Annotated in this window: 21 protein-coding genes; 11 read left to right on the top strand and 10 right to left on the bottom strand. The window is 67.0% G+C overall.

Annotated features, from left to right (window positions below; genetic code table 11):
- Positions 1 to 35 precede the first annotated feature (35 nt).
- The gene (locus ACFYYW_RS20980) at positions 36 to 1,547 is read right to left on the bottom strand and encodes a helix-turn-helix domain-containing protein (protein ID WP_387651260.1); all 1,512 of its coding nucleotides are present in this window, start codon (positions 1,545 to 1,547) and stop codon (positions 36 to 38) included.
- 34 nt (positions 1,548 to 1,581) lie between these two features.
- Positions 1,582 to 3,318: an enoyl-CoA hydratase-related protein gene (locus tag ACFYYW_RS20975; protein WP_387650726.1), complete on the bottom strand. Its 1,737-nt coding sequence runs from the start codon at positions 3,316 to 3,318 to the stop codon at positions 1,582 to 1,584.
- Between the two features lie 275 nt (positions 3,319 to 3,593).
- On the opposite strand from ACFYYW_RS20975, the gene ACFYYW_RS20970 reads away from it, so the two are divergent.
- Entirely contained in the window at positions 3,594 to 3,968 is a 375-nt protein-coding gene (locus tag ACFYYW_RS20970) for a nuclear transport factor 2 family protein (protein WP_352326029.1), read from the top strand.
- Positions 3,969 to 4,522: 554 nt separating this feature from the next.
- The gene (locus tag ACFYYW_RS20965; RefSeq protein ID WP_387650724.1) at positions 4,523 to 4,855 is read left to right on the top strand and encodes a hypothetical protein; all 333 of its coding nucleotides are present in this window, start codon (positions 4,523 to 4,525) and stop codon (positions 4,853 to 4,855) included.
- 42 nt (positions 4,856 to 4,897) lie between these two features.
- Here ACFYYW_RS20965 and ACFYYW_RS20960 read toward each other — a convergent pair whose 3' ends face one another.
- A complete protein-coding gene (locus tag ACFYYW_RS20960) occupies positions 4,898 to 5,470 on the bottom strand; it encodes an SGNH/GDSL hydrolase family protein (RefSeq protein WP_387650723.1) in 573 nt (190 codons plus the stop codon).
- 455 nt (positions 5,471 to 5,925) lie between these two features.
- Here ACFYYW_RS20960 and ACFYYW_RS20955 point away from each other — a divergent pair, with 455 nt between their 5' ends.
- The gene (locus tag ACFYYW_RS20955) at positions 5,926 to 6,216 is read left to right on the top strand and encodes a hypothetical protein (protein ID WP_352326027.1); all 291 of its coding nucleotides are present in this window, start codon (positions 5,926 to 5,928) and stop codon (positions 6,214 to 6,216) included.
- 328 nt (positions 6,217 to 6,544) lie between these two features.
- Entirely contained in the window at positions 6,545 to 6,862 is a 318-nt protein-coding gene (locus tag ACFYYW_RS20950; RefSeq protein ID WP_387650722.1) for an STAS domain-containing protein, read from the top strand.
- Here ACFYYW_RS20950 and ACFYYW_RS20945 read toward each other — a convergent pair.
- Positions 6,850 to 7,149, bottom strand: coding sequence for a DUF952 domain-containing protein (locus ACFYYW_RS20945; protein ID WP_364415283.1), 300 nt, complete (start codon positions 7,147 to 7,149; stop codon positions 6,850 to 6,852). The two genes, ACFYYW_RS20950 and ACFYYW_RS20945, sit on opposite strands and share 13 nt — an antisense overlap.
- Positions 7,150 to 7,217: 68 nt before the next feature.
- Entirely contained in the window at positions 7,218 to 7,541 is a 324-nt protein-coding gene (locus ACFYYW_RS20940) for a DMT family transporter (RefSeq protein WP_387650720.1), read from the bottom strand.
- Between the two features lie 96 nt (positions 7,542 to 7,637).
- Here ACFYYW_RS20940 and ACFYYW_RS20935 point away from each other — a divergent pair, with 96 nt between their 5' ends.
- A complete protein-coding gene (locus ACFYYW_RS20935) occupies positions 7,638 to 8,567 on the top strand; it encodes a radical SAM protein (protein WP_352326022.1) in 930 nt (309 codons plus the stop codon).
- Between the two features lie 16 nt (positions 8,568 to 8,583).
- Here the strand turns inward: ACFYYW_RS20935 and ACFYYW_RS20930 are convergent, their stop codons facing one another.
- Positions 8,584 to 9,081 carry a GNAT family N-acetyltransferase gene (locus ACFYYW_RS20930; protein WP_387650718.1) on the bottom strand — a complete coding sequence of 166 codons (498 nt, stop codon included), beginning with the start codon at positions 9,079 to 9,081 and terminating at the stop codon, positions 8,584 to 8,586.
- Positions 9,082 to 9,789: 708 nt separating this feature from the next.
- Between ACFYYW_RS20930 and ACFYYW_RS20925 the strand changes: the two genes are divergently transcribed.
- From ACFYYW_RS20925 to ACFYYW_RS20915, 3 genes are all read left to right on the top strand, one after another.
- Complete coding sequence (locus ACFYYW_RS20925; RefSeq protein WP_387650717.1) at positions 9,790 to 10,149, top strand: hypothetical protein; 360 nt, start codon at positions 9,790 to 9,792, stop codon at positions 10,147 to 10,149.
- Between the two features lie 349 nt (positions 10,150 to 10,498).
- Positions 10,499 to 11,014: a hypothetical protein gene (locus ACFYYW_RS20920; protein ID WP_387650716.1), complete on the top strand. Its 516-nt coding sequence runs from the start codon at positions 10,499 to 10,501 to the stop codon at positions 11,012 to 11,014.
- 1,003 nt (positions 11,015 to 12,017) lie between these two features.
- Positions 12,018 to 13,166, top strand: coding sequence for a pentapeptide repeat-containing protein (locus ACFYYW_RS20915; RefSeq protein ID WP_387650714.1), 1,149 nt, complete (start codon positions 12,018 to 12,020; stop codon positions 13,164 to 13,166).
- A gap of 574 nt (positions 13,167 to 13,740) precedes the next feature.
- Here the strand turns inward: ACFYYW_RS20915 and ACFYYW_RS20910 are convergent.
- The 4 genes from ACFYYW_RS20910 to ACFYYW_RS20895 all read right to left on the bottom strand — a co-directional run bounded on the left by ACFYYW_RS20910 (position 13,741) and on the right by ACFYYW_RS20895 (position 15,817).
- Positions 13,741 to 14,169, bottom strand: coding sequence for a hypothetical protein (locus ACFYYW_RS20910; protein WP_387650713.1), 429 nt, complete (start codon positions 14,167 to 14,169; stop codon positions 13,741 to 13,743).
- Between the two features lie 641 nt (positions 14,170 to 14,810).
- A complete protein-coding gene (locus tag ACFYYW_RS20905) occupies positions 14,811 to 15,254 on the bottom strand; it encodes an SLATT domain-containing protein (protein ID WP_387650712.1) in 444 nt (147 codons plus the stop codon).
- A gap of 89 nt (positions 15,255 to 15,343) precedes the next feature.
- Positions 15,344 to 15,505: a hypothetical protein gene (locus ACFYYW_RS20900; RefSeq protein WP_387650710.1), complete on the bottom strand. Its 162-nt coding sequence runs from the start codon at positions 15,503 to 15,505 to the stop codon at positions 15,344 to 15,346.
- A 36-nt stretch (positions 15,506 to 15,541) separates the two neighbouring features.
- Positions 15,542 to 15,817, bottom strand: coding sequence for a hypothetical protein (locus ACFYYW_RS20895; RefSeq protein ID WP_387650709.1), 276 nt, complete (start codon positions 15,815 to 15,817; stop codon positions 15,542 to 15,544).
- 305 nt (positions 15,818 to 16,122) lie between these two features.
- Here ACFYYW_RS20895 and ACFYYW_RS20890 point away from each other — a divergent pair, with 305 nt between their 5' ends.
- The 3 genes from ACFYYW_RS20890 to ACFYYW_RS20880 all read left to right on the top strand — a co-directional run bounded on the left by ACFYYW_RS20890 (position 16,123) and on the right by ACFYYW_RS20880 (position 20,242).
- Positions 16,123 to 18,336, top strand: coding sequence for an ATP-dependent RecD-like DNA helicase (locus ACFYYW_RS20890; protein ID WP_387650707.1), 2,214 nt, complete (start codon positions 16,123 to 16,125; stop codon positions 18,334 to 18,336).
- A gap of 169 nt (positions 18,337 to 18,505) precedes the next feature.
- Positions 18,506 to 19,699 (top strand): Ig-like domain-containing protein, encoded by a 1,194-nt coding sequence (locus ACFYYW_RS20885; RefSeq protein WP_387650705.1) that lies wholly within the window; start codon positions 18,506 to 18,508, stop codon positions 19,697 to 19,699.
- Positions 19,700 to 19,933: 234 nt separating this feature from the next.
- Positions 19,934 to 20,242 carry a MiAMP1 family antimicrobial peptide gene (locus ACFYYW_RS20880; RefSeq protein ID WP_352329610.1) on the top strand — a complete coding sequence of 103 codons (309 nt, stop codon included), beginning with the start codon at positions 19,934 to 19,936 and terminating at the stop codon, positions 20,240 to 20,242.
- The last annotated feature ends 44 nt before the right edge of the window (positions 20,243 to 20,286 follow it).

The raw sequence follows: 20,286 nt of genomic DNA, 5'->3' as shown, positions 1-20,286 counted from the left end.
GCAGAGGAGACGGTAGCGGCCGCCACCGACGAAAATCAGATGTCGCGGAAGGTCTCGATCCGCGCGCCCAGCGCGTTCAGCCGCTCGGCCAGGTCCTCGTAGCCGCGGTTGATCACGTACACGTTGCGCAGCACCGACGTGCCCTCGGCGGCCATCATGGCCAGCAGCACCACCACCGCCGGGCGCAGCGCCGGCGGGCACATCATCTCGGCGCTGCGCCACCGCGTGGGCCCCTCCACCAGCACCCGGTGCGGGTCCAGCAGCTTGACCGAGGCGCCCAGCCGGGTCAGCTCGGTCAGGTAGATCGCCCGGTTGTCGTAGACCCAGTCGTGGATCAGCGTCGAGCCCTGCGCCGCGGCCGCGATCGCGGCGAAGAACGGCACGTTGTCGATGTTCAGCCCCGGGAACGGCATCGGGTGGATCTTGTCGATGGGGGAGACCAGCTTGGAGGGCCGCACCGTCAGGTCGACCAGCCGGGTACGGCCGTTGGCCGCCCAGTACTCGCCCGTACGGTCGCAGTCGAGCCCCATCTCCTCCAGAACCGCCAGCTCGATCTCCAGGAACTCCACCGGCACCCGGCAGATCGTCAGCTCCGAACTGGTCACCACCGCGGCCGCCAGCAGGCTCATCGCCTCGACCGGGTCCTCGGAGGGGGAGTAGTCGACGTCCCGCTCGATGGAGGCCAGCCCGTGCACCGTCAGCGTCGTGGTGCCGATGCCCTCCACCCGCACGCCGAGCTGCTCCAGGAAGAAGCACAGGTCCTGCACCATGTAGTTGGAGGAGGCGTTGCGGATGACCGTCACCCCCGGATGCCGGGCCGCGGCCAGCAGCGCGTTCTCCGTCACGGTGTCGCCGCGCTCGGTCAGCACGATCGGCCGCGCCGGGGCGGCGCCGCCGTCCACCTTGGCGTGGTAGAAACCGCCCGTCGCGGTGATGTCCAGCCCGAAGTGCTTCAGCGCCGACATGTGCGGCTGGACGGTACGCGTGCCCAGGTCGCAGCCGCCCGCGTACGGGATCTGGAATTCCCCCGTACGGTGCATCAACGGCCCCAGGAACATGATCACGCTGCGGGTACGGCGCGCCGCCTCGGTGTCCATCGCCTCCAGCTCCAGCCGAGCCGGCGGCACGATCTCCAGGTCGCTGCCCTCGTTGATCCACCGCGCCCGCACCCCGATCGAGGCCAGCACCTCCAGGATCCGGTAGACCTCCTCGATCCGCGCCACCTTGCGCAAGATCGTGCGGCCGTTGTTCAGCAGCGACGCGCACAACAGCGCCACACACGCGTTCTTGGACGTCTTGACGTCGATGCTGCCCGACAGCCGGCGCCCGCCCACCACCCGCAGATGCATCGGACCGGCATACCCCAGGGACACGATCTCGCTGTCGAGCGCCTCCCCGATCCGGGCGATCATCTCAAGACTGATGTTCTGGTTGCCGCGCTCGATCCGGTTGACCGCGCTCTGACTCGTCGCCAGCGCATCGGCCAGCTGAAGCTGCGTCCAACCGCGATGCTGACGCGCATCCCGGATGAGCCGGCCGATCCGCACAAGGTAATCATCTGCCACAACACACGACCATATCTCACATATGAGATGCCGCCGCGACCGCGGGGCCCGACGCGCCGGACAGCTCCCGATGACCCGCCAGATGCGGGGGAGTGGCCTGCGCCCGCGCCTTGCCCACGAACGCCCGGCGCGCCGCCCGGAACCCGTTGCGGTCGTCGAACATGTCCCGGCTCATCTCCGCCAGCTCCTCGGCCCGATAGGCGTCCAGCGGCTTGCGCCGCTCGTCGGCCTCACGCGCCTGCCGCCGCGCCGCCAGCAACGCCTCATACGAGGGGTCCTGGGCCAGCCGGTGCGCGTAGTCCACCACCCGCCGCTCGAACTCCTGCCGCGACCCGCCCACCATCCGATCGGCCAGCCCCAGCTCCACCGCCTCGGCGGCCCCCACCGGCAACGCCCGCCCGGTCAGCTCCGCCGCCGCCTGCGCCCCCACCCGCCGCGGCAGCACGTACGTCCAGAACTCGCTGCCGAACAACCCCATCGTCCGGTAATGCGGATTGAGCACCACCGGCTCCCGCACGATCACCCGGTCGGCGCCCAGCCCCATCATCACCCCGCCCGCCCCCGCGTTCCCCGCGATCGACGTCACCACCAGCTGCGAGGTGCACCGCACGATCTCCCGGCACACCGCGTTGATCGCGTTGATGTTCATCCACGCCTCCAGCTCCGGATGACGTGCCGCCTCGATCACGTTCAGGTGGATGCCGTTGGAGAACACCTCACCGCCCCGCACCACCAGCACCCGCGTGTCCTGCGCCGCCGCGTACCGCAACGCCGCCGCCAGCCGCCGGCACTGGTCGGTGGACATCGCGCCGTTGTAGAAGTCGAAGCTCACCACCCCGACCTCCTCGCCGCGCTCGTAGGTGATCTCGCTGTAGCCGGCCCGCTCACCCACACCCGCCAGCCGCTCACCCAGCACCATCGTCGCCGGCAGCTTCACCCCGCCGGCTTCCGGGCCCGCCGCCGGCCCTGCCCCTGGTGCTGCCTCCAGGCGCAGGTGGCCCACCCACACCGTCCCCTGACCGGTGTGCACCAGCACCGCACCCTCACGCCGGGCCGCCACCGCCCCCGGCGTGCCGGCCAGATCGGGACCCCGGTGCACGTCGAACACCCGTACCGGCAACTCGCACAACCGGGCCCGGCCGCCCGGCGCGCCGTCGGCCGCCCGCACCACCCGCACGATCTCCTCGGCCGGCTGCTCCCAGGAGAACTCCCGGTCGGCGTGCCGCATCGGCCGGCGCAGCCGTCCCGTCACAGCGGGGGAGCGGTAGTCCAGCGGCGTCGGGGTGAACAACGGATCGGCGGCCTTGCCCGCGACCTCCGCCACCAGCTCCACCGCCGCGTCGGCCACCGGCCCGTTGTACAGCGCCGACTTGCGCGGCGGCTCCGAGGGCATCGGGAACGTCCGCCACCCCCAGATGGGGCCGGCGTCCATCTCCTCCACCGCCTGCAGCGCCGTCACACCCCACTCGCGCTCGCCTTCGGCGATCGCCCAGTCCAGCGAGGACGGCCCCCGGTCCCCGGGCGGCCCCGGATGGATGATCACCGTACGGTGCCCGCGCCACAACGCCTCCGGCACCCGCTCCTTCAGGAACGGGCAGATGACCAGGTCCGGCTTGACCAGCTCGGCCGCCTCCACCATGACCCGCTCGGAGATCGCCAGCTCGACGCTCACATCATGGCCGGCCCGCCGCAGCTCCAGCCAGGCACGCTGGGTCAGGCCGTTGAACGAGGAACACAGGAGCAGGATGCGCAACGCGGAACTTCCTTCACCGAGACGTCAAGGGCAGCGGGCAGGGGAGAGGCGTCAACCGATCGCGAGCCGGCGAACACCACCGGCACCGGCGTCAACGGCAGTCCCACAAGGCCCAGGCATCTCTAGATGTTGACACGAATCTTCCACCGATGCTGACAAATCACCGCAGACAGCCCAGCTGAGCAGCCAAATTGCCCCGATATGCCCGAAAAAATGCTGGCGGGGGAGACACCTCAACCCCGATCAGCAAGAGACAACCCACCACAATGGATCACATGGACACCCGCGCCGCCGCCCAGCACTTCGCCGACACCTGGCAACACGGCTGGACCCACCACGACACCACCGCCATCATCGCCCTCTACAGCGACGACGCCACCCACACCAGCATGCCCTTCCGCCCGCCCCACCACGGAAAAGACGCCATCGCCGACTACATCCGCCAATCCTTCACCGGCGAAAGCGACCCCCACGTCACCTTCACCACCCCCATCGTCGACGGCGACCAGGCCGCCATCGAATACCGGGTCCACGCCCTCGACAACGGCCACCCCATCACCCTGGCGGGCTGCGTCTTCGCCCGCTTCAACCCCGACGGCCTGGCCGTACAGACCCGCGACTACTGGCACACCACCCCAGGCCACCGATGAACAGAGAAATCAGCGCCGCCCCATCGGCACCGGCGCCACCACACCCGGCGACACACCAGGCGCCGGCAACGGACGCGCCACCTGCCGCGTCTCCTCCACCTCCGCCACCTCAGCACGCCGCTCGGCGTGCCCACCCCCGCAATACCCGTTCGTCAGGATCAACCGCCCCCGCAGCGGGGTGTACGCCTCCCTGTCCGAAGCAGGCAGAACCCCCTGACACACCGGACATAAAACCGACTGGTTCCCCACGTGCTGCTCCTCTCGCTGAGCGAATGGCAGGAGCTCTACCCTAAATCCACCGAACATGACAAAGACAGTGAATCAACACGCCGTCAAAGCCCCCGTCAGCCACCGCAGAAGCCCCACCACACCGCCACATCACCCCACGAAACCCCAGATCGCACCCGCATTTCCAAAGCGCCCGACAAGATCACAATGAAGGCGGAAACACCCGAAAAAAACTTCTCACCAACCCCACAAGCCACGCCCACGGCACCCACCACAACCCGCCACCGCTCAACCACCCAGCCCCGTTCGCGGGCTACGCTCCGCCCATGGGCAAGTACCTCGCCATCCTCAACGGCACGGCCGACGACACCGACAAGGCGACCCTCACCGAGCAGCAGCAACGTGACTTCATGCACGCATGGGCGGCATGGGCCCGAAAGAACGAGCACGCCCTGATCGACCCCGGAGCGCCACTCTTCCGCAAGAAACTGGTGACGACCCACGGCATCGAGGACTTCACGGACACGAAAACCGGATACGCGATCGTAGAGGCCGAAACACACGAAGACGCGGCACAGCTCTTCAGCGACCACCCTCACATCACACTGATGCCAGGCAACTCCATCGAAGTCCTGGAGTGCCCACCCACCCCGTCCTGAAAAGCGTGCACGCCCGGCACCGCGGGCGGGCGACCAGCCCCCTCACGGGATGAACAACGACCCACTCACCCCCACCGGCTCCCACAGGCCGAGCGCCCGCAACAGATTCCTCGCCAACGCCCGATGCCCGTACTCATTGGGATGGCACCCCGACCCCATCCAATGCTCGCCACCATCCCAGGCCGCATGATGATCCACCAACACATCCGCCTCCAGCGAGCGCACCACCTCGGCATAAGCCGGCAGATCAGCCCAACCCGACTCCGGCGCCCGATTGGGCGTCTGCAGCACCACCTTCGCACCCGCCTCCCGCACCCGGGAGACCACCGCGGCATAGTCACGGGCAAAAGCCGAAAGACCCGCCGCCCCAGCCACACAGTCATTGAGCCCGAACATCAGCACCACCACATCAGGCCGATGACGCAACACCGCGTTCTCCACGTCGAGCTGCGAGACCTTCTGACCACTCACACCCGTGTTGATCACCACATCGGACGGCCGATTCAACTCGAACCGCACCCGCTCGGCGAACAACTGCGTATAGTCACGCCACCCGAACGTGTGCAACGCCCCCTGAGTCACGCTGTCACCCGTGAACAGCCACACCGTGCCCATCCGCCGACCACCCCGCTCACCAACGCCCGAAGACAACATCGCCCGAAGCGTAGACGATCATCCACTGGTCACCATGCGGGGGAGTAGCGCAAGGAACCACCCAGGATGCGCATCATCGGACACCGCCGACAAGTAGCGCGCCGCCGCACCTCGACCTCGTCCAGAAGCGGAGGCGAACCCCGGACATGGGCGGGAGAAGCGGGTAGCTCGTCCCGCCCACACGCAAGGGCCCACCGGCGGGGAGCACGACAACGATCCCGGCTCCGACTCAACAGTCCAACGCATCAGAGCACTGCCGGCTCAACCGCGACGACCCACCACCCTCGACCGGATGCGCGGAGGAGGCCCTCGATCCGGTCTACTTGACATAATGTTCATTATCGAGCAACCAGCCGACGCCACGACCCGGCAAAAACACGCCGCATGAACAGTCACCCGCCGGGCAGATTTCCACCATGCCCAGCCTGACGTCCAGCCAGCTCCTCGCCGCCCCGCCGGCCCTGGCCGCCTCGACGGCCGGCCTCGTCGCGCTCACCGCCGTCATCGTCGCCGCCGTCATCTGGCTGATCATTCTGGCCGTGCGATTCACCAAAAGCCCCCGCAACCGCCCCAACCCCAGCGTCGACCTGGTGGATCAGGCTCGGGAGCTGAAGGCGCTCGGCCAGATCCAGGAAGCCGTCTTCCTGGTACGCGGCGAGACCGGCATGAGCCAGCGTGCCGCCTCCCGCTTCGTGAACCGCCTCTAGCCGGACAAACTGCTCATACCGTACAGAACGTGGATTCTGTGTGGTTTGGGTAATCCGTCCGCAAAAGGGCTGGTCGTGCGGCTCTGGAGATCCCGGTGATTACGCACGGCGGTCGGACGGCTGCTCTATGCTGTCGGGGTGCGGGTGTGTGAATAGGGGGCGTGAAACCCCTCCGGCCTCGGCGGGGCCGCCTTGGTGCAGGGGTCGGCGGCCTCGGCGTGTGTCACCGGCCGCACGGTCCACGGTCCACTCCCCTCTTCCGATGCCGGGCATGTGAGAGCTCGGGAATGGCGGCTTTGTCGTGAATACCCCGGACCCCCTCGGGTGTGTGTCCCTCCCCCATCTGCTCTATGTCGATCACCAGTTGCGCATCACGTGCTGCCCGATGCCGGGTCCGTCGATCATCCGGTTGGTGGGCGAGGTGGACGCGACGAATCAGGTGGCGCTGGCCGAGGCGTTGGGCCGGGCGCGGCGGATCGACGAGTCGCTGGTGGTGGATGTGAGCGGGCTGGATTTTCTGGGGGTGGAGGGGGCGCGGTTGCTGGTGATGTCGTGCCGGGCGGGGCGTACGCAGTTGGTGGGGACGCCGCCGCATGTGTTGCGGCTGTTGCGGGCGATGGGGTGGACGGGTGGTCAGGGGGCGTAGGGGTGGGTGGCGGTGACGGCGGTGACGGGGAGGGGGCCGTAGAGGTGGGGGTAGCCGTTCTCGGTGCGGATGTCGAGGCCGGTGGGGTCGATGTCGAGGACGAGGAGGGGTTGGGTGACGGCGGTGTAGTAGGTGTCGTGCACGGTGCGGAGTTGGGTGTGGTCGTGGCTGAGGTGGATGAAGCCGATGTCGTCGAGGGTGTGGCCGAGGGTGGAGATGCGGTACTCCCCTGCTTGCTGGGCGTGTTCCCAGTCGGTTTGCAGGGCGAGGTGGTGGACGACGGTCATGGTTTCTCTGGTCCCTTCGCCTTTGGCGATCTCATTGTCGAGGAGGGTGGCTTGGTGGCGCATGGGGTTCAGTGGTTGCCGGCGAGGTTGAGGACGATGACGCCGCCGATGATGAGGAGGATGCCGCTGATCTTGGGGAGGGTGAGGGTTTCGCCCATGAGGGTGGCGCCGATGAGGGCGATGGCGGCGGTGCCGGCGCCGGACCAGATGGCGTAGGCGGTGCCCATGTCGAGTTGGAGTTTGAGGGCGCGGGCGAGCAGGACGAAGGAGGTGATGTAGCCGGTGGCGACGGCGATGGTCCAGCCGATGTGAGTGAGGCCGTTGCTGAGTTTGAGTGCGGTGGTGGCGAGGACTTCGGCGGTGATGGCGAGGGCGAGCAGGATCCAGGCCATGGGGTTCCTTCGGGGTGTGGGGTTGGTGGGTTCCGCTTGAAAAGGTAGTCGAATGCGTGTTCCACTGGTTGGGTGGGTTGGGATGCGCTGGCGCTTGTGGAGGCGGTCGATGAGCGGCCGTTGATCGAGCGGCGGGCGGTGGTGCGTGACGGTTTTTATGAGACGCAGGCCCGTACGGTGATCGAGCGGGTGCCGGGGAGTGCGGGCATCGTCGAGCGGTGGGCGGTTTCGCCTTATCGGGGTTGTGTGCATGCGTGTCTGGGGTGTGGGGCGCGGGCGGGTCATCGCAAGCTGGGGTTGGATGCGGGGGCTGATTTCGATTCGCGGATCGTGGTCCGGGCCAATGTGGTGGAGCGGTTGCGGTCGGAGTTGGGGCGGTGGGAGGGTGAGCCGCTGGCGGTGGGGGTGGCGGGTGATGGTTATCAGCCTGCTGAGGAGCGGTATCGGTTGATGCCGGGGGTGGTGGCGGCGCTGGGGGCGGCGGGGGTGCCGTTCACGGTGTATACGCGTAGTGCGCTGGTGTTGCGGGATGCGCGGGTGCTGGCGCGGGCGGGTGCGCGGGTGGCGGTGTCGATCGCGTTCGTGGACGAGCGGATCAGGCGTGCGGTGGAGCCGGGTGCGGTGGGGGCGCAGGCGCGGTTGGAGCTGGTGTCGGCGCTGGTGGAGGCCGGGGTGGAGTGCCGGGTGTTGATGGCTCCGGTGTTGCCGTTGCTCAGTGATGCGGCTGATCAGTTGACGGCGACGGTGCGGCGGATCGCGGGTGCGGGTGCGGTGGCGGTGGAGCCGGTGGTGTTGCGGTTGCCGCCGGGGACGCGGCAGTGGTACATGCGGTGGTTGGCTGGGGCGCATCCGCATCTGGTGGAGCGTTATGAGGAGCTCTACGATCGGGCGGGGTTCCCCTCCCCCGGCTATGAGCAGCGCATTACGGGGCAGATTGCGCAGTTGTGCCGGGTTTATGGGATGCGGTGCGGTGCGCCGGAGCCGGTGGGTCGGGGGCCGCGGGCGGCTCAGTTGTCGCTGGTGTGAGGCCCTGGGGTGGGGGTCAGGGGCGTTGGGTGAGGATCATGCCGGGCCACTCCCCTACGGTGAAGGGCTGGTCGCGGGTGAATCCGCAGCTTTCGTAGTAGGCGACGAGGCGTTGGTCGTCGCCGGCGTAGCAGTCGACGCGGACGAGTCCGAGGTGGCGGTCGCGGGCTTCTTGCAGGGCCCATTGCAGGAGGTGTCGTCCGACGGATCGGCCGGCGTGGCGTTGGTCGATGACGAGGACCTGGATGTAGAGCTCGGGTTCGGTGGCGGGGGTGACGTAGGGCATGGCGTCGCCGACGACGATGCAGCCGGCTGGTTGGTCGTCGATCTCGGCGATGCGCATGCCGCCGCCGGCGAGCCAGTCGGCGGCTTGCTGGGTGCGTCGGGGGTCGCCGGTGAAGGGGCGGGTGCCCCATTGGCCGGTGCGGTTCTGGCTGGCGAGCCATTCCACGGCGCTGTCGAACATGGTGAGGAGGAGGGCGTCGTCGCCGGGGCGGCCTGGTCTGATCTTCACCGGTGACACTGTAAGGGGTGGTGGGCGGTTTGGGTGCTGACGGGGGTGGCGGTGTGGTCCCTCTCCCCCGTCTTTGGGATTGTCTCTGCTCGACGTGCCCGGCTGCGGCTTCGGGAGGGCCGGTATCACGAGTGTCGTGATCAGGTGGAGCGCGGTTGAGGTGATCAGGACGATCGGGGTTCGACGGCAACTCTTGGCTCACCACTGACCGGGCCGGACGCCGGTGCGCACGTCGTCGCCTCCGTGCCCGGTGCGTGCATCCCCGGAGCCCACGTGCTACGCCGGGGATCATCTTGCGCGAACATGCACGCCTCCGCCTATTTGCTGCTAAATATCTGAAACGATTGCCTTTTATTTGTCTTTCGACACTCCTTGCCTTTCGCAGGAAAACTTGTGCGCTATATCGCTTCGCCGAAGGGGTACTTTCGCATTCGCAACCATTAGGGGCAGCTATTGGCCCCGTTCGTTCGAATCTGGCACCTACAGGGGACACACGTGGCTCAACACCAGAGCGGGCGCGCTTCGCACCCCCTCGGCATCACGCGCACAATGGCGTTTGCTCTAGCCGCTACGGCAACCAGCGCACTGACGGCTCTTTCCTTTCCGGCGCCGGCCCTTGCCGGCGTCCACGCGACATCGGTCGCCGGCGTTCACGGCCCCGCGGCTGCCAAGGCCGTGAAAGCGCACAACCGCTCCTTCCCTGTCGGGATGGAAGACGACAACGCTGTCGCGATCGACTCGGCCTTCCAAGGGGACCCCGAGGACGCGGAGAGGCCCCCGACCAAGTTCGTAGGGGTCATCCGGGAGGACAAGGTACTGATCAGGGATCCGCGGACGACGCCACGATGGCACGACCTGTCCTCGCGGCTGCCCAGAAACTTCGGCCGCCTGGTCGACATCACTCTGGCCGCGCCCGACGAGGGCACGACCGTGCACGTCACCGTGCTCAACGCACACTCGCGCATAGCGCAGAGCACGTGCACCGTCTTCCCGCCTCCGGGCACCATGGGGACACGGCCCTGGCCTGCCAACTGCAGCCCCTTCTTCGACATCACGCCGCCCGCCTGAGTCGACCGGGTCTGATCCGCTGACGCCACTTGCCGTGCCCTGAGACCTCCAGGGCACGGCATTCGCGTTGATCGCGACCGCTTTCGGCCCGTGTCGTGCCATTGGCCAGGGGGATTGTGCTGTGTCACCGTCCAGGCACTGAACTTGTGATCATGGTGGATGTCACGTGGGTGCCCGGCATGTTGCCGAGGAAGTCAGGGGACCCAGCCGCCGCTTGACCAGCTACACAGACCTTGGACGGTCGTTCAGGGCACTGGATGGTATGGAACAGTGGGATGAGCCTCTGGCTTGCCTGCCGTCTGAGCGTGTCGCTCAATGAAAGCGGCCAGGTCATCAAAGGGCGAGGCTGATGTTCGGCATGCTCGCTCGGGTCGGCGCGGTGATGACACTCACCACTGTCGCTCTGGCACCGTCACCCGCCAACGCACTCAACCCTTCCTGCTGGCCTGTCTCGGACAACACACAGACCTTTTATCCGCCAGGGCGTGGCGCGGTGAAGGTCGAGGTACACGTGTGCGTGAGCGCGATCTATGTGCAAGGCAGTTACCCACAGCACTTTGGCCTGGCGGACGTCGTCTGGTCCCGTCCGAACGGTGGCCCGCTCAACGCGTTCGACAAGTTCAAGGTCCGCACACGCCTAGAGCAGGACGACAACGTCGAAAGCTGGAAGGACGCCGACCTACGCTCGGTGATCAATTCCAACTCGCGTGGTTCGGTGCCCGTCAACACTCCTGGGTATTACGGGTCTCAGGGGGGTTGGACTTCCGACGTGACCATCGAGTACGACCTCGACAACGACGGCAAGGGCGGGTACACGTGGGACCTCCACGGCTCGCACGAGATTCCCCTCAACGGCGTCGAGTGATCAGCGCCTAGGGCGAGGTGCCAGTCTTTGCGACCGCCATGCTTCTTGCCTGCGTGTCTGACGCTGGGCGCGTTGCTCAGCGAGCAGTGCCGCGTGCTCAGCAGCTCGTCGTTGCACCGGCCACGGAGCGGCGAGCTGCTTTGCCGACAAGGGATGCCGGATCCAACCAGGAAGCCACTGCCTCCTGTGTGTGTGAGCCCACGGGCTGCCGCCTGATCGATGGTCGACGCGTGCTGGATGTCGCTGACGGTTGCGCCGAGGTCGAACGCGATCCGCAGCAGCCAGCGGAGATGTCGCACTGACAGCTTCTGGAGCGGGGCAGCCCCGCCCGCAGTCGCTCGTCCACGGCAAGTCGGTCTCTCTGGGTGACCGGCGTGACGTCGCCCGCCACCCACCAGGCCGGTGTCGTGCGTGTGGCCGGTAGCGCCTCGCGCGCATGGTGGGGAGAGCCGTCACCTACAGGGAGTGACTCGCCCCCCCCGACAGCATCCGACCACTCGACGGGCCGAGCGGTCCGTCGACGACGCACACTAGCGCTCTAAACCACACATATCGCCCGCAACTCACACAGCCCACAATCGTCCACAGCAGCCCGTGAGCACGTCATCGGTCACGGGTCCACCTCGCCCTCCTGCATACGTCTGCGACACACAGGCCCGTACACGCAGGACGACGGGTGTCCACAGCAACGCGATCATCCCCAGCATGCGAACCACGACATGAGCACCGCCACGATCAGCAATGCCGTCTCACCATCTCGTCAAGCGACAGGTGCCTGCCGACCACCGCTTCGAGGCCAACTGCCAGGCGTTGGCTACTCCAGCGGTCGTGGCCGAGCGGCAGGGTTAGCCAGCTCAACAGCTCAATCTGTGCACAGCCGCGTAACGCCCGTCGATGGCCGCAGTTGGCGAGGCATTCTGATGACATGCCATTACCGCGCCTTCGCCGCACTCCCAAGGCTCTCCGGTCGACCCGCTGGCGGGAGCCGCGAATTGGGCGCCCCGTGCAACTGCTGCCCATCAGCGCGGCCATTGCCCTGACGGTCGTACTGGCGGGCGCAGCAGCGGTTGGCCTTGTCGCCCTGGCATTTGCCCAACTCGCCACGGTCGATCTGGCGAACATACGGCCAACCGCGACGGAGATTCTGGAGATCGTCAAGATCTCCCTAGCCGTGGTCGCCGGCATCGGCGGAGTGGTCGCCCTCGTCGTGGCCTACCGAAAGCAACGCATCACCGAAGCTGGAGAGAGTCGCGAGCAGGCCAAGCTGTACAACGAGCGCTTCGCCACTGCCAGCGGCCGCCTCGGTGACGACTCGCCAGCGGTCCGCCTGGCCTGCATATCCGCCTTGGCCGCTCTGGCTGACGATTGGGAAGGGGGCCGGCAGATGTGCATCGACGTGCTGTGCGCCTATCTACGCATGCCCTCAGCCCCTGAACCAGAGGCCAGTCTCGATCCCGCAGCACATCTCGCCTGGCGCGCCATGCGTGAGGTCCGCTTGACTATCTGGCGTCTGATTGCTGCTCGCCTCAAGGTCGACGCTCCCACTCCCTGGCACGGCGCCGACCTCGACTTCACCGGCGTCACCATCGACCACAACATCAACTTCACCAGCACCGCCTTCCCTTCTGGCGTCGTCCGGTTCAGTGGGGCGAAATTCTTGGGGGGCAAGGTCCGCTTCGACAGAGCGAGATCTTCTGGTGGCTCGGTTCTGTTTGGCGGAGCGGAGTTCTCTGGCAGCGAGGTCTTGATCTATCAAGCGAATTTCTCCGGCCACGTCTCCTTCACCCGAACCAAATTCTCCGGCAGCACCGTCCAGTTCGGCCGGGCGGTGTTCTCCGGCGGTTGGGTCGATTTCGATGAGGCGGAATTCTCAGACGGCCACGTCGGCTTCAGCGGGGCAGAGTTCTCCGGCAGCACCGTCCAGTTCCGGAGGGCGAAGTTCTCCGGCGGGACGGTTGAGTTCGATGGGGCGAAATTCGACGGGGGCGCCGTCTACCTCGATCAGGTAGCAGATTGGTCGCATCCTCCGGCCGGCCTGCCGACAAAGAGCGTTCCCGGCCTGGTGCTTGGTCCATCTGCATCGTCAGCGGTGGTACAGGATCCTGATCAAGCCGACAACAGCGGCCCTGCTACTCAGATTCGTTCACCCTGATGTGAGCGGCGGGTGCGGTACCGAACATGGCAGCCGCCAGAGCAATCGAGCGGGTTACTGTGTCGGCGGGCACTGTCGCAGCGGTCGGCGGACTGCTCGCAGCCGTTGGCACCTTCATGGCCTCACGTGGTTCTCTGATCGCAGGGCATGCGGCCATGGGTGCACAACGAAGGTGTCACTGGCCAAAGATCGAGCACATGGTCCCGCTGGCTGAGGCGTGGGATTCGGGAGCCTCCACATGGAGCGATGAGAGCCGCAAGCGCTACGCCAACGGCCTCGACGAGCCAGTCGCGCCGGTGGCCGTCACCGACTCCGTCGATCAGAGCAAGGCCGATCAAGATCCCGCCGAATGGCTCCCGCCTTACCAGGCGCCTACTGCTGATACCTGGCCGAGTGGGTGACAGTGAAACGGCGACGGGGCCTGAGCGTCGAACCGACCGAGAAGGCGGCCATCGCCCAGCTTGCCGACGCCTGCCCGGACACGGAGAGAGCCCCCGCCCCCTCGGTCGCAGCTCAAGGATCGCCGTGGGCTCTCGGTGGTGCTGGTGTCCGCCGGACTACCGGTAGATGCGGACTACCGCGCGCAGTTCTCTTTGAGCCACTCGATCTGGACGACAGTCACGGGCAGCACGGCAACGGGAAGCTCATGTCCTGCCGCGAGGTCGCCGTCTTCGGCGCGGTGAACGCACTTCCAGTTCGCGGCGCCGTCCGCACCAACGTACAGGACTCTGACGTGGTCATAGGTGTCGATCTTGCCGTTGTTGAAGAAGGATCGGACGTTCTTGTACGGGCTGTTGGCCACCGTGGATGACCAATTTTCGCCCCGGCCAATGCCGATCTTCGTGCCTGCGGAGATGACCTTTGTCGAATACACGCAGAAGTCTCCGCTCGCGCAACCGTAGGCCGTGTAACTGGAAAGGCTGTCTGCGCTCGCCGGCGATGTGAACGCCAGCCCTGCCAGAGAGAGGGCGGCGACGGCAGCCGGGACGAGTCTTTTCAGCATGAGGTCTCCTCGTGGGTCGCCTGAGCAAGCACAGGTCGTCAAAGGTCAGCCCGCCGAGCAGGTACCGGCAGGCAGGGCCCCAGTCTTGGTGGCAGAGGGATTGTCCGGAACCCGGATTCGCCACCCGGACAAATTTTGATCGTGATGCAAGTGCGGCGGAGCCAGTTCATCCCATCGGGTCCAGAGCCGTCATCCAGCGCCTGCCCGAGCAGGAGCATGCAGGTCAACGGCCGTCGTTGTACAACGTCGATCGCGCTGTGATCCCAGTGACCCTCATGGGCATGGTCCGAGAACCTTTTGGGTCTCCTCGCCGGAGAGGTTCTGGCCCGCGTGCGCATCGCTGGCCAGGCGGACAAGACGTGGGAGACGGCGCTGAGCCTGCACCTGATGCAGCGGCGCCATACGGCACGAGGCCGCGGCTGGACAACTGCACCCGAGCCTCACTTGCGGCGAGGGCGCCCGGAAGATGCGATGATGGAGATCGCCACTGGTTGTCTCCGCCGAGCACGGCTGGGTCGTGTGGTTGCTCTGTTTCGGGAGCGATTGAGACGGCCTCCGGGCGCGGGGTAGGCGCAGCAAGCCGGAGGCCGTCACCTCCCCTGCGGTCGAGAGGCCCTTACGCGGGTTCTGGGTCCTGAAAATCAAGGCTGAGCCAATCTGAGTTGCCGCCACTTTTCGTGCGCTTCAGTCAGGATGGCTTGATATTCCCGGACGTAGGCATCTAGGCGGTCTTGTCCCAGAGTCTGACCGTTGACGGCTTTTTCGTATCGAATCTTGAATTCCAGATCCCTCAATTTGGTCAGAGTGTCATTTGCTGCAACCCAGGAGTCCTTGTACCCGTACCACCCTGTCCAGGCGCTTCCCACGGTTGCCAGTCCTGCTGAAGCCAGAGCCGGGATGGCGATCCAAGGCGAATCGAATATTTGGTTGATCGCCACAAGGAAGGTGGTCAGCGCGCCTAGCGCCGTGGTAGTCATTGCCTGTTTCCGTGAACCACCGCGGAAGAAGTTACGTGAGCTTCGGAATTGGCCGATTCTCTCGGCGAGCTGAGTCTCGACAAAATCAAGGGCCTCGGATGTATTCACGACCTACCCCCAACTGCTTCGTAAGTACGACATGCTCTGAAACAGATGTGGCGCTTCAGAGCCCAGAGTAGGCGGGGCGCCGACGATCGTCACTGGATACCTGGGGCGCAGGTCGTCGGGGCATCCATGATCCGGTACGTGCCGTCCGTCTCGGCCGTGACCGTCACGCAGTCGGCGACGACCTCGTCCTCCGAGACGGCGTACAGCAGTCCTGCGATCGAGGCGATCGACGTGATCCTGCCGAGCGCCACTTTCGCCGTCGCCCTGCGGCGTTCTGTCTGCTGCGCTCATGCTTCGGCGCCACCGTTGTCACCCAGAACCTTGTCCAGCTCTGCCGGGAACTGGCGCGTCAGCGACGCGACGCGGCCGGCCACCTCCTGGCGGCGGAACTGCTCGAACAGATCGGCGTGGACGGCCATCACCCGTTCGGCTGCCGCCCGGCGTGCTCTCAAGCCCATCGACACCGTCCCAGGCGACCAGGGCAGAGGCAGTGGACAGAAGGTGGGGCGCGAAGTCGTGGGATAGCTGTGCGTGATCGTCATGATCGTGAGCAGCGTCGCCACGGGCGGTTCACACGGTCCGGTCGGAGGCTCGCCGCGAGATCACCCCGGTGATGGAAGCCTGCTTCTGGCGCCCGCTCGGGCGGCGCGCTCGCGCGCCCTCGCTTCGGCCGGGACGTGGCCGGCGGCGGCGAGTGCTTCGGGGCGGGTTCTTGTGATCACTACTGTTCTACGCGAGCCGTACGATCGACACCGACTTCCACAAGGCCGTGTGGTCGCGGGGCTGCCGGGGATGCGCCCTGCTCCCCCGGTCCTTGTCTGTCTGCTGCTCTACCCTTGCCTTCAAAACAGGCAACAGAGGGGTTTGCGTGAAGCCTGACGCCAACGGTTCGCCCGGTGTCTCCCTGGATGCCGTCCTTGAGCGCATCACCTTCGCCAGTGAGGAGACGGGGTACACGATCGCGCGCGTGGCCACCGAGCGGTCGGGGGCGGAGTTGCTGACGGTGGTGGGGCCGTTGCTGGGGGCGCAGGTCGGGGAGTCGTTGCGGTTGCGGGGGCGGTGGACGTCGCATCCGCGGTACGGCAGGCAGTTCGAGGTGTGGTCCTACACCACGGTGTTGCCGGCCACGGTTCAGGGCATCCGGCGTTATCTGGGGTCGGGGCTGATCAAGGGGATCGGGCCGAAGATGGCCGAGCGGATCGTCGATCATTTCGGTACGGGGACGCTGGAGGTGATCGAGCAGGAGCCGCAGCGCCTGGTGGAGGTTCCCGGGCTGGGTCCCAAGCGGACGAAGATGATCGCGGCGGCGTGGGAGGAGCAGAAGATCATCAAGGAGGTGATGATCTTTCTGCAGGGGGTCGGGGTGTCCACGTCGATCGCGGTGCGGATCTTCAAGCAGTACGGGGAGTCGTCGATCTCGGTGGTGCGGGAGCAGCCGTACCGGCTGGCCGACGAGGTGTGGGGCATCGGGTTCAAGACGGCCGACACCATCGCCCAGGCGGTGGGGATTCCGCATGACAGTCCCGAGCGGGTCAAGGCGGGGCTGCGGTACACGTTGTCGCAGGCGGCCGACGACGGCCACTGCTACCTGCCGGCGCCGAACCTGGTGGCCGACGCGGTCAAGATCCTCGACGTGCCGGCCGAGCTGGCCACGCGGTGCATGGAGGAGCTGGCGGCCGAGGAGGGGGTGGTGCGCGAGCAGGTGCCGGCCGGGGACAACAGCGTGCCGGCGGTGTATCTGCCGCCCTTCCACCGGGCCGAGCTGTCGCTGGCCGGCGGGTTGTTGTCGTTGCTGAACAGCGGCCATGACCGGCTGCGGTCCTTCGCCGACGTCGACTGGGAGCGGGCGGAGTCGTGGCTGGCGGCCCAGACGGGCGCCGAGCTGGCGCCTGAGCAGCGTCAGGCGGTACGGCTGGCGCTGACGTGCAAGGTGGCGGTGCTGACGGGCGGGCCGGGGTGCGGCAAGAGTTTCACCGTGCGCTCGATCGTGACGCTGGCCAGGGCCAAGCGGGCCAAGGTGATCCTGGCCGCGCCGACCGGGCGGGCGGCCAAGAGGTTGTCGGAGCTGACCGGGCACGAGGCCACCACGGTCCACCGGTTGTTGCAGCTGAGGCCGGGCGGGGAGGCCACGTTCGACCGCGACAATCCGCTGGACGCCGACCTGGTGGTGGTGGACGAGGCCTCGATGCTGGACCTGCTGCTGGCCAACAAGCTGGTGAAGGCGGTGGCGCCGGGCACGCATCTGCTGCTGGTGGGCGACGTGGACCAGCTTCCCTCGGTGGGGGCCGGGGAGGTGCTGAAGGATCTGCTGGCCGCCGTGGACGTGCCGCGGGTGCGGTTGACGCAGATCTTCCGCCAGGCGCAGGAGTCGGGGGTGGTGACCAACGCCCATCGGGTCAACACCGGGCACCATCCGGTGCTGGCCGGCATGTCGGACTTCTTCCTGTTCCCGTGTGAGGAGCCGGAGGAGATCGCGGCGATGACGGTGGACGTGGTCGCGCGGCGCATCCCGGCCAGGTTCGGGCTGGACGCCCGGCGCGAGGTGCAGGTGCTGGCGCCGATGCACCGTGGCGCGGCCGGGGCTGGGGCGCTCAACATCGCGCTGCAGGAGGCGCTGACCCCGGCCCGCGAGGGCATGCCCGAGCGCCGTTACGGCGGGCGGGTGTTCCGGGTGGGCGACAAGGTCACCCAGTTGCGCAACAACTACGACAAGGGCGCGGCGGGGGTGTTCAACGGCACGGTGGGGATCGTCACCGGCATCCGTCCCGACGACCACAGCCTGACCGTGCGCACCGACGAGGACGAGGAGGTCGACTACGCCTTCGACGAGCTGGACGAGCTGGCCCACGCCTATGCGGTCTCCATCCACCGCAGTCAGGGCAGCGAGTATCCGGCGGTGGTGATCCCGCTGGCCACCAGCGCGTGGATGATGTTGCAGCGCAATCTGCTCTACACCGCGATCACGCGGGCCAAGAGGCTGGTGGTGATCGTGGGGTCGCGGCGGGCGTTGGCCCAGGCCGTACGGACCAAGGGGGCCGGACGGCGGCACACGAGCCTGACCCATCGCCTGGAGCGGCGCTGAACCCCCCGCGGGCACGAGCGTTGATCGTCGCGTTGACGCAGGTTGACCTGGGGTTGACAGCAATTAGTGATGCAAATGTGACCGAACTCTCCTAAATGCTTCTGCGTCATACATGCAGGAGCATTAGAGTCTTTGGGGTGGGTTTGCCGCCCTGGTGGAGAGGACAGTCTTGAACGTTGCGCCCGCTTGGACGAAGTCTGCCGCCGGCCTCGCGCTGCTGGCGGTGGCGGCCCTGACGGCATCCTGCTCGAGCGGGAACGCCGCCTCGCGCGGGCCGGAAGCGCCCGACGCCACCACCGTGGCCACCCCGCAGGCGCCCACCGTGACCATCAGCCCCGCCGAAGGCAGCGCCAAGGTCAGCCCCGACAAGAAGGTCGTGGTCACCGCCGCCGGCGGCGCGCTGGAGCAGGTGACCGTCGAGGGCGGCGGCCAGGCGGTCGAGGGCAGGTTCAACGCCGACAAGACCAAGTGGGTCTCCCGGACGCCGCTGAAGCCCTCCACCAACTACAACGTCGCGGCCAAGGCCGGCGCCACCGCCGCCACGGCCACCTTCACCACGCTCAAGCCCGAGCGGGAGCTGCAGGTCGCCGACGTCACCCCCAACGCCAAGGGCGAGACGGTCGGGGTCGGCGCCCCGATCATCGTCACCTTCAACCAGCCGGTCACCGGCAAGGCGGCCGTCGAGCGCGCGCTGGAGGTGGAGGCCGAGAAGCCCGTCACCGGCGCCTGGCGGTGGATCAACGACACCACCGTCATCTACCGCACCGCCAAGTACTGGCCCGCCCACCAGAAGGTCACCTTCAACGCCCGCATCACCGGCGTCAAGGCCGGCAAGGGCCTGTACGGCGTGAAGGACTACTCCGCCAGCCTCAAGATCGGCGCCAAGGTCATCAGCAAGGTCAACACCAAGACCCACATGATGTACGTCTACAAGGACAACAAGCGCGTGCAGACCATGCGCATCAGCGCCGGCATGGCCACCACCCGCGAGTACACCACGACCTCCGGCGTGCACCTGACGATGGAACGCGGCAACCCGGTGCGCATGATCTCCCCCGGCCGCAAGAAGGGCGACCCCGGCTACTACGACGTGATGATCAACCACGCCGTGCGCATCTCCAACTCCGGCGAGTACGTCCACGCCAAGGACAACGTCTGGGCCCAGGGCGTGCGCAACGTCAGCCACGGCTGCATCAACTCCCGCCCCGACCAGGCCAAGTGGTTCTACGACAACTTCCAGCGCGGCGACGTCGTGGAGATCACCGGGACCAATCGCGAGCTGGAGTGGAACAACGGGTGGGGCTACTGGCAGCTGCCCTTCTCGCAGTGGAAGAAGGGCAGCGCCCTGCACGCCAAGTCCTGACCGCTCCCCCGCTCGCCCTGGCTCCTCCTGCTCCTGAGGGGCCGGCTTCCAGCCGCTCACCGCCGCCGCAAGGCGTGGCGGTGAGCGGCTTTTTTGACGGCCGGACCGCTGTCGTGAACCGTCCTCGCCGGGCCCTGGCCCTCGCCATCAGCGAAAACGTCTCGACGTGTACGAAGGGTTGCCATACGATTACCCACCGTGGGCATTCGTCAGGAACCCTCGAAGGAGAACACGTTGAAGAAGATCCTTCTCGTCCCCGCGATCACCGCCGGGTTCGTCCTCGCCTCGGCCGGCGCCGCGTACGCCTCCCAGTACGTCGCCTACGAAGGCCCCGGCTTCACCGGCCGCTCGGTCGTCCTGGACGCCTGCGGCGTGTCCAACATCCCCTACCACGGCTCCTACAAGTGGTACGGCGACGGCCAGAGCGGCCGCATGTACAACCAGCCCAACGCCTCCGGCGTGATGCACTTCGAACTGGCCTCCAACCGCAACGCCGAGCAGCGCACCCCCGTCGGCTGGAAGAGCATCTTCATCGTGTGCTGACCCGCCGCCCCTGACCGGCCGTCCCCCGGGCACAGGGGGCGGCC

It is taken from the genome of Nonomuraea sp. NPDC001831 (assembly GCF_042892035.1).
Lineage (GTDB): Bacteria > Actinomycetota > Actinomycetes > Streptosporangiales > Streptosporangiaceae > Nonomuraea.
Note: the sequence above shows the minus strand (reverse complement) of the source record. Positions and strands in the feature narration are given on the sequence as shown.

Coding starts and splice junctions, on each gene's coding strand:
- ACFYYW_RS20970 (WP_352326029.1), top strand. CDS start 3,594: ATGGACACCCGCGCCGCCGCCCAGCACTTCGCCGACACCTGGCAACAC.
- ACFYYW_RS20965 (WP_387650724.1), top strand. CDS start 4,523: ATGGGCAAGTACCTCGCCATCCTCAACGGCACGGCCGACGACACCGAC.
- ACFYYW_RS20960 (WP_387650723.1), bottom strand. CDS start 5,470: ATGGGCACGGTGTGGCTGTTCACGGGTGACAGCGTGACTCAGGGGGCG.
- ACFYYW_RS20955 (WP_352326027.1), top strand. CDS start 5,926: ATGCCCAGCCTGACGTCCAGCCAGCTCCTCGCCGCCCCGCCGGCCCTG.
- ACFYYW_RS20945 (WP_364415283.1), bottom strand. CDS start 7,149: ATGACCGTCGTCCACCACCTCGCCCTGCAAACCGACTGGGAACACGCC.
- ACFYYW_RS20940 (WP_387650720.1), bottom strand. CDS start 7,541: ATGGCCTGGATCCTGCTCGCCCTCGCCATCACCGCCGAAGTCCTCGCC.
- ACFYYW_RS20925 (WP_387650717.1), top strand. CDS start 9,790: ATGGAAGACGACAACGCTGTCGCGATCGACTCGGCCTTCCAAGGGGAC.
- ACFYYW_RS20920 (WP_387650716.1), top strand. CDS start 10,499: ATGTTCGGCATGCTCGCTCGGGTCGGCGCGGTGATGACACTCACCACT.
- ACFYYW_RS20910 (WP_387650713.1), bottom strand. CDS start 14,169: ATGCTGAAAAGACTCGTCCCGGCTGCCGTCGCCGCCCTCTCTCTGGCA.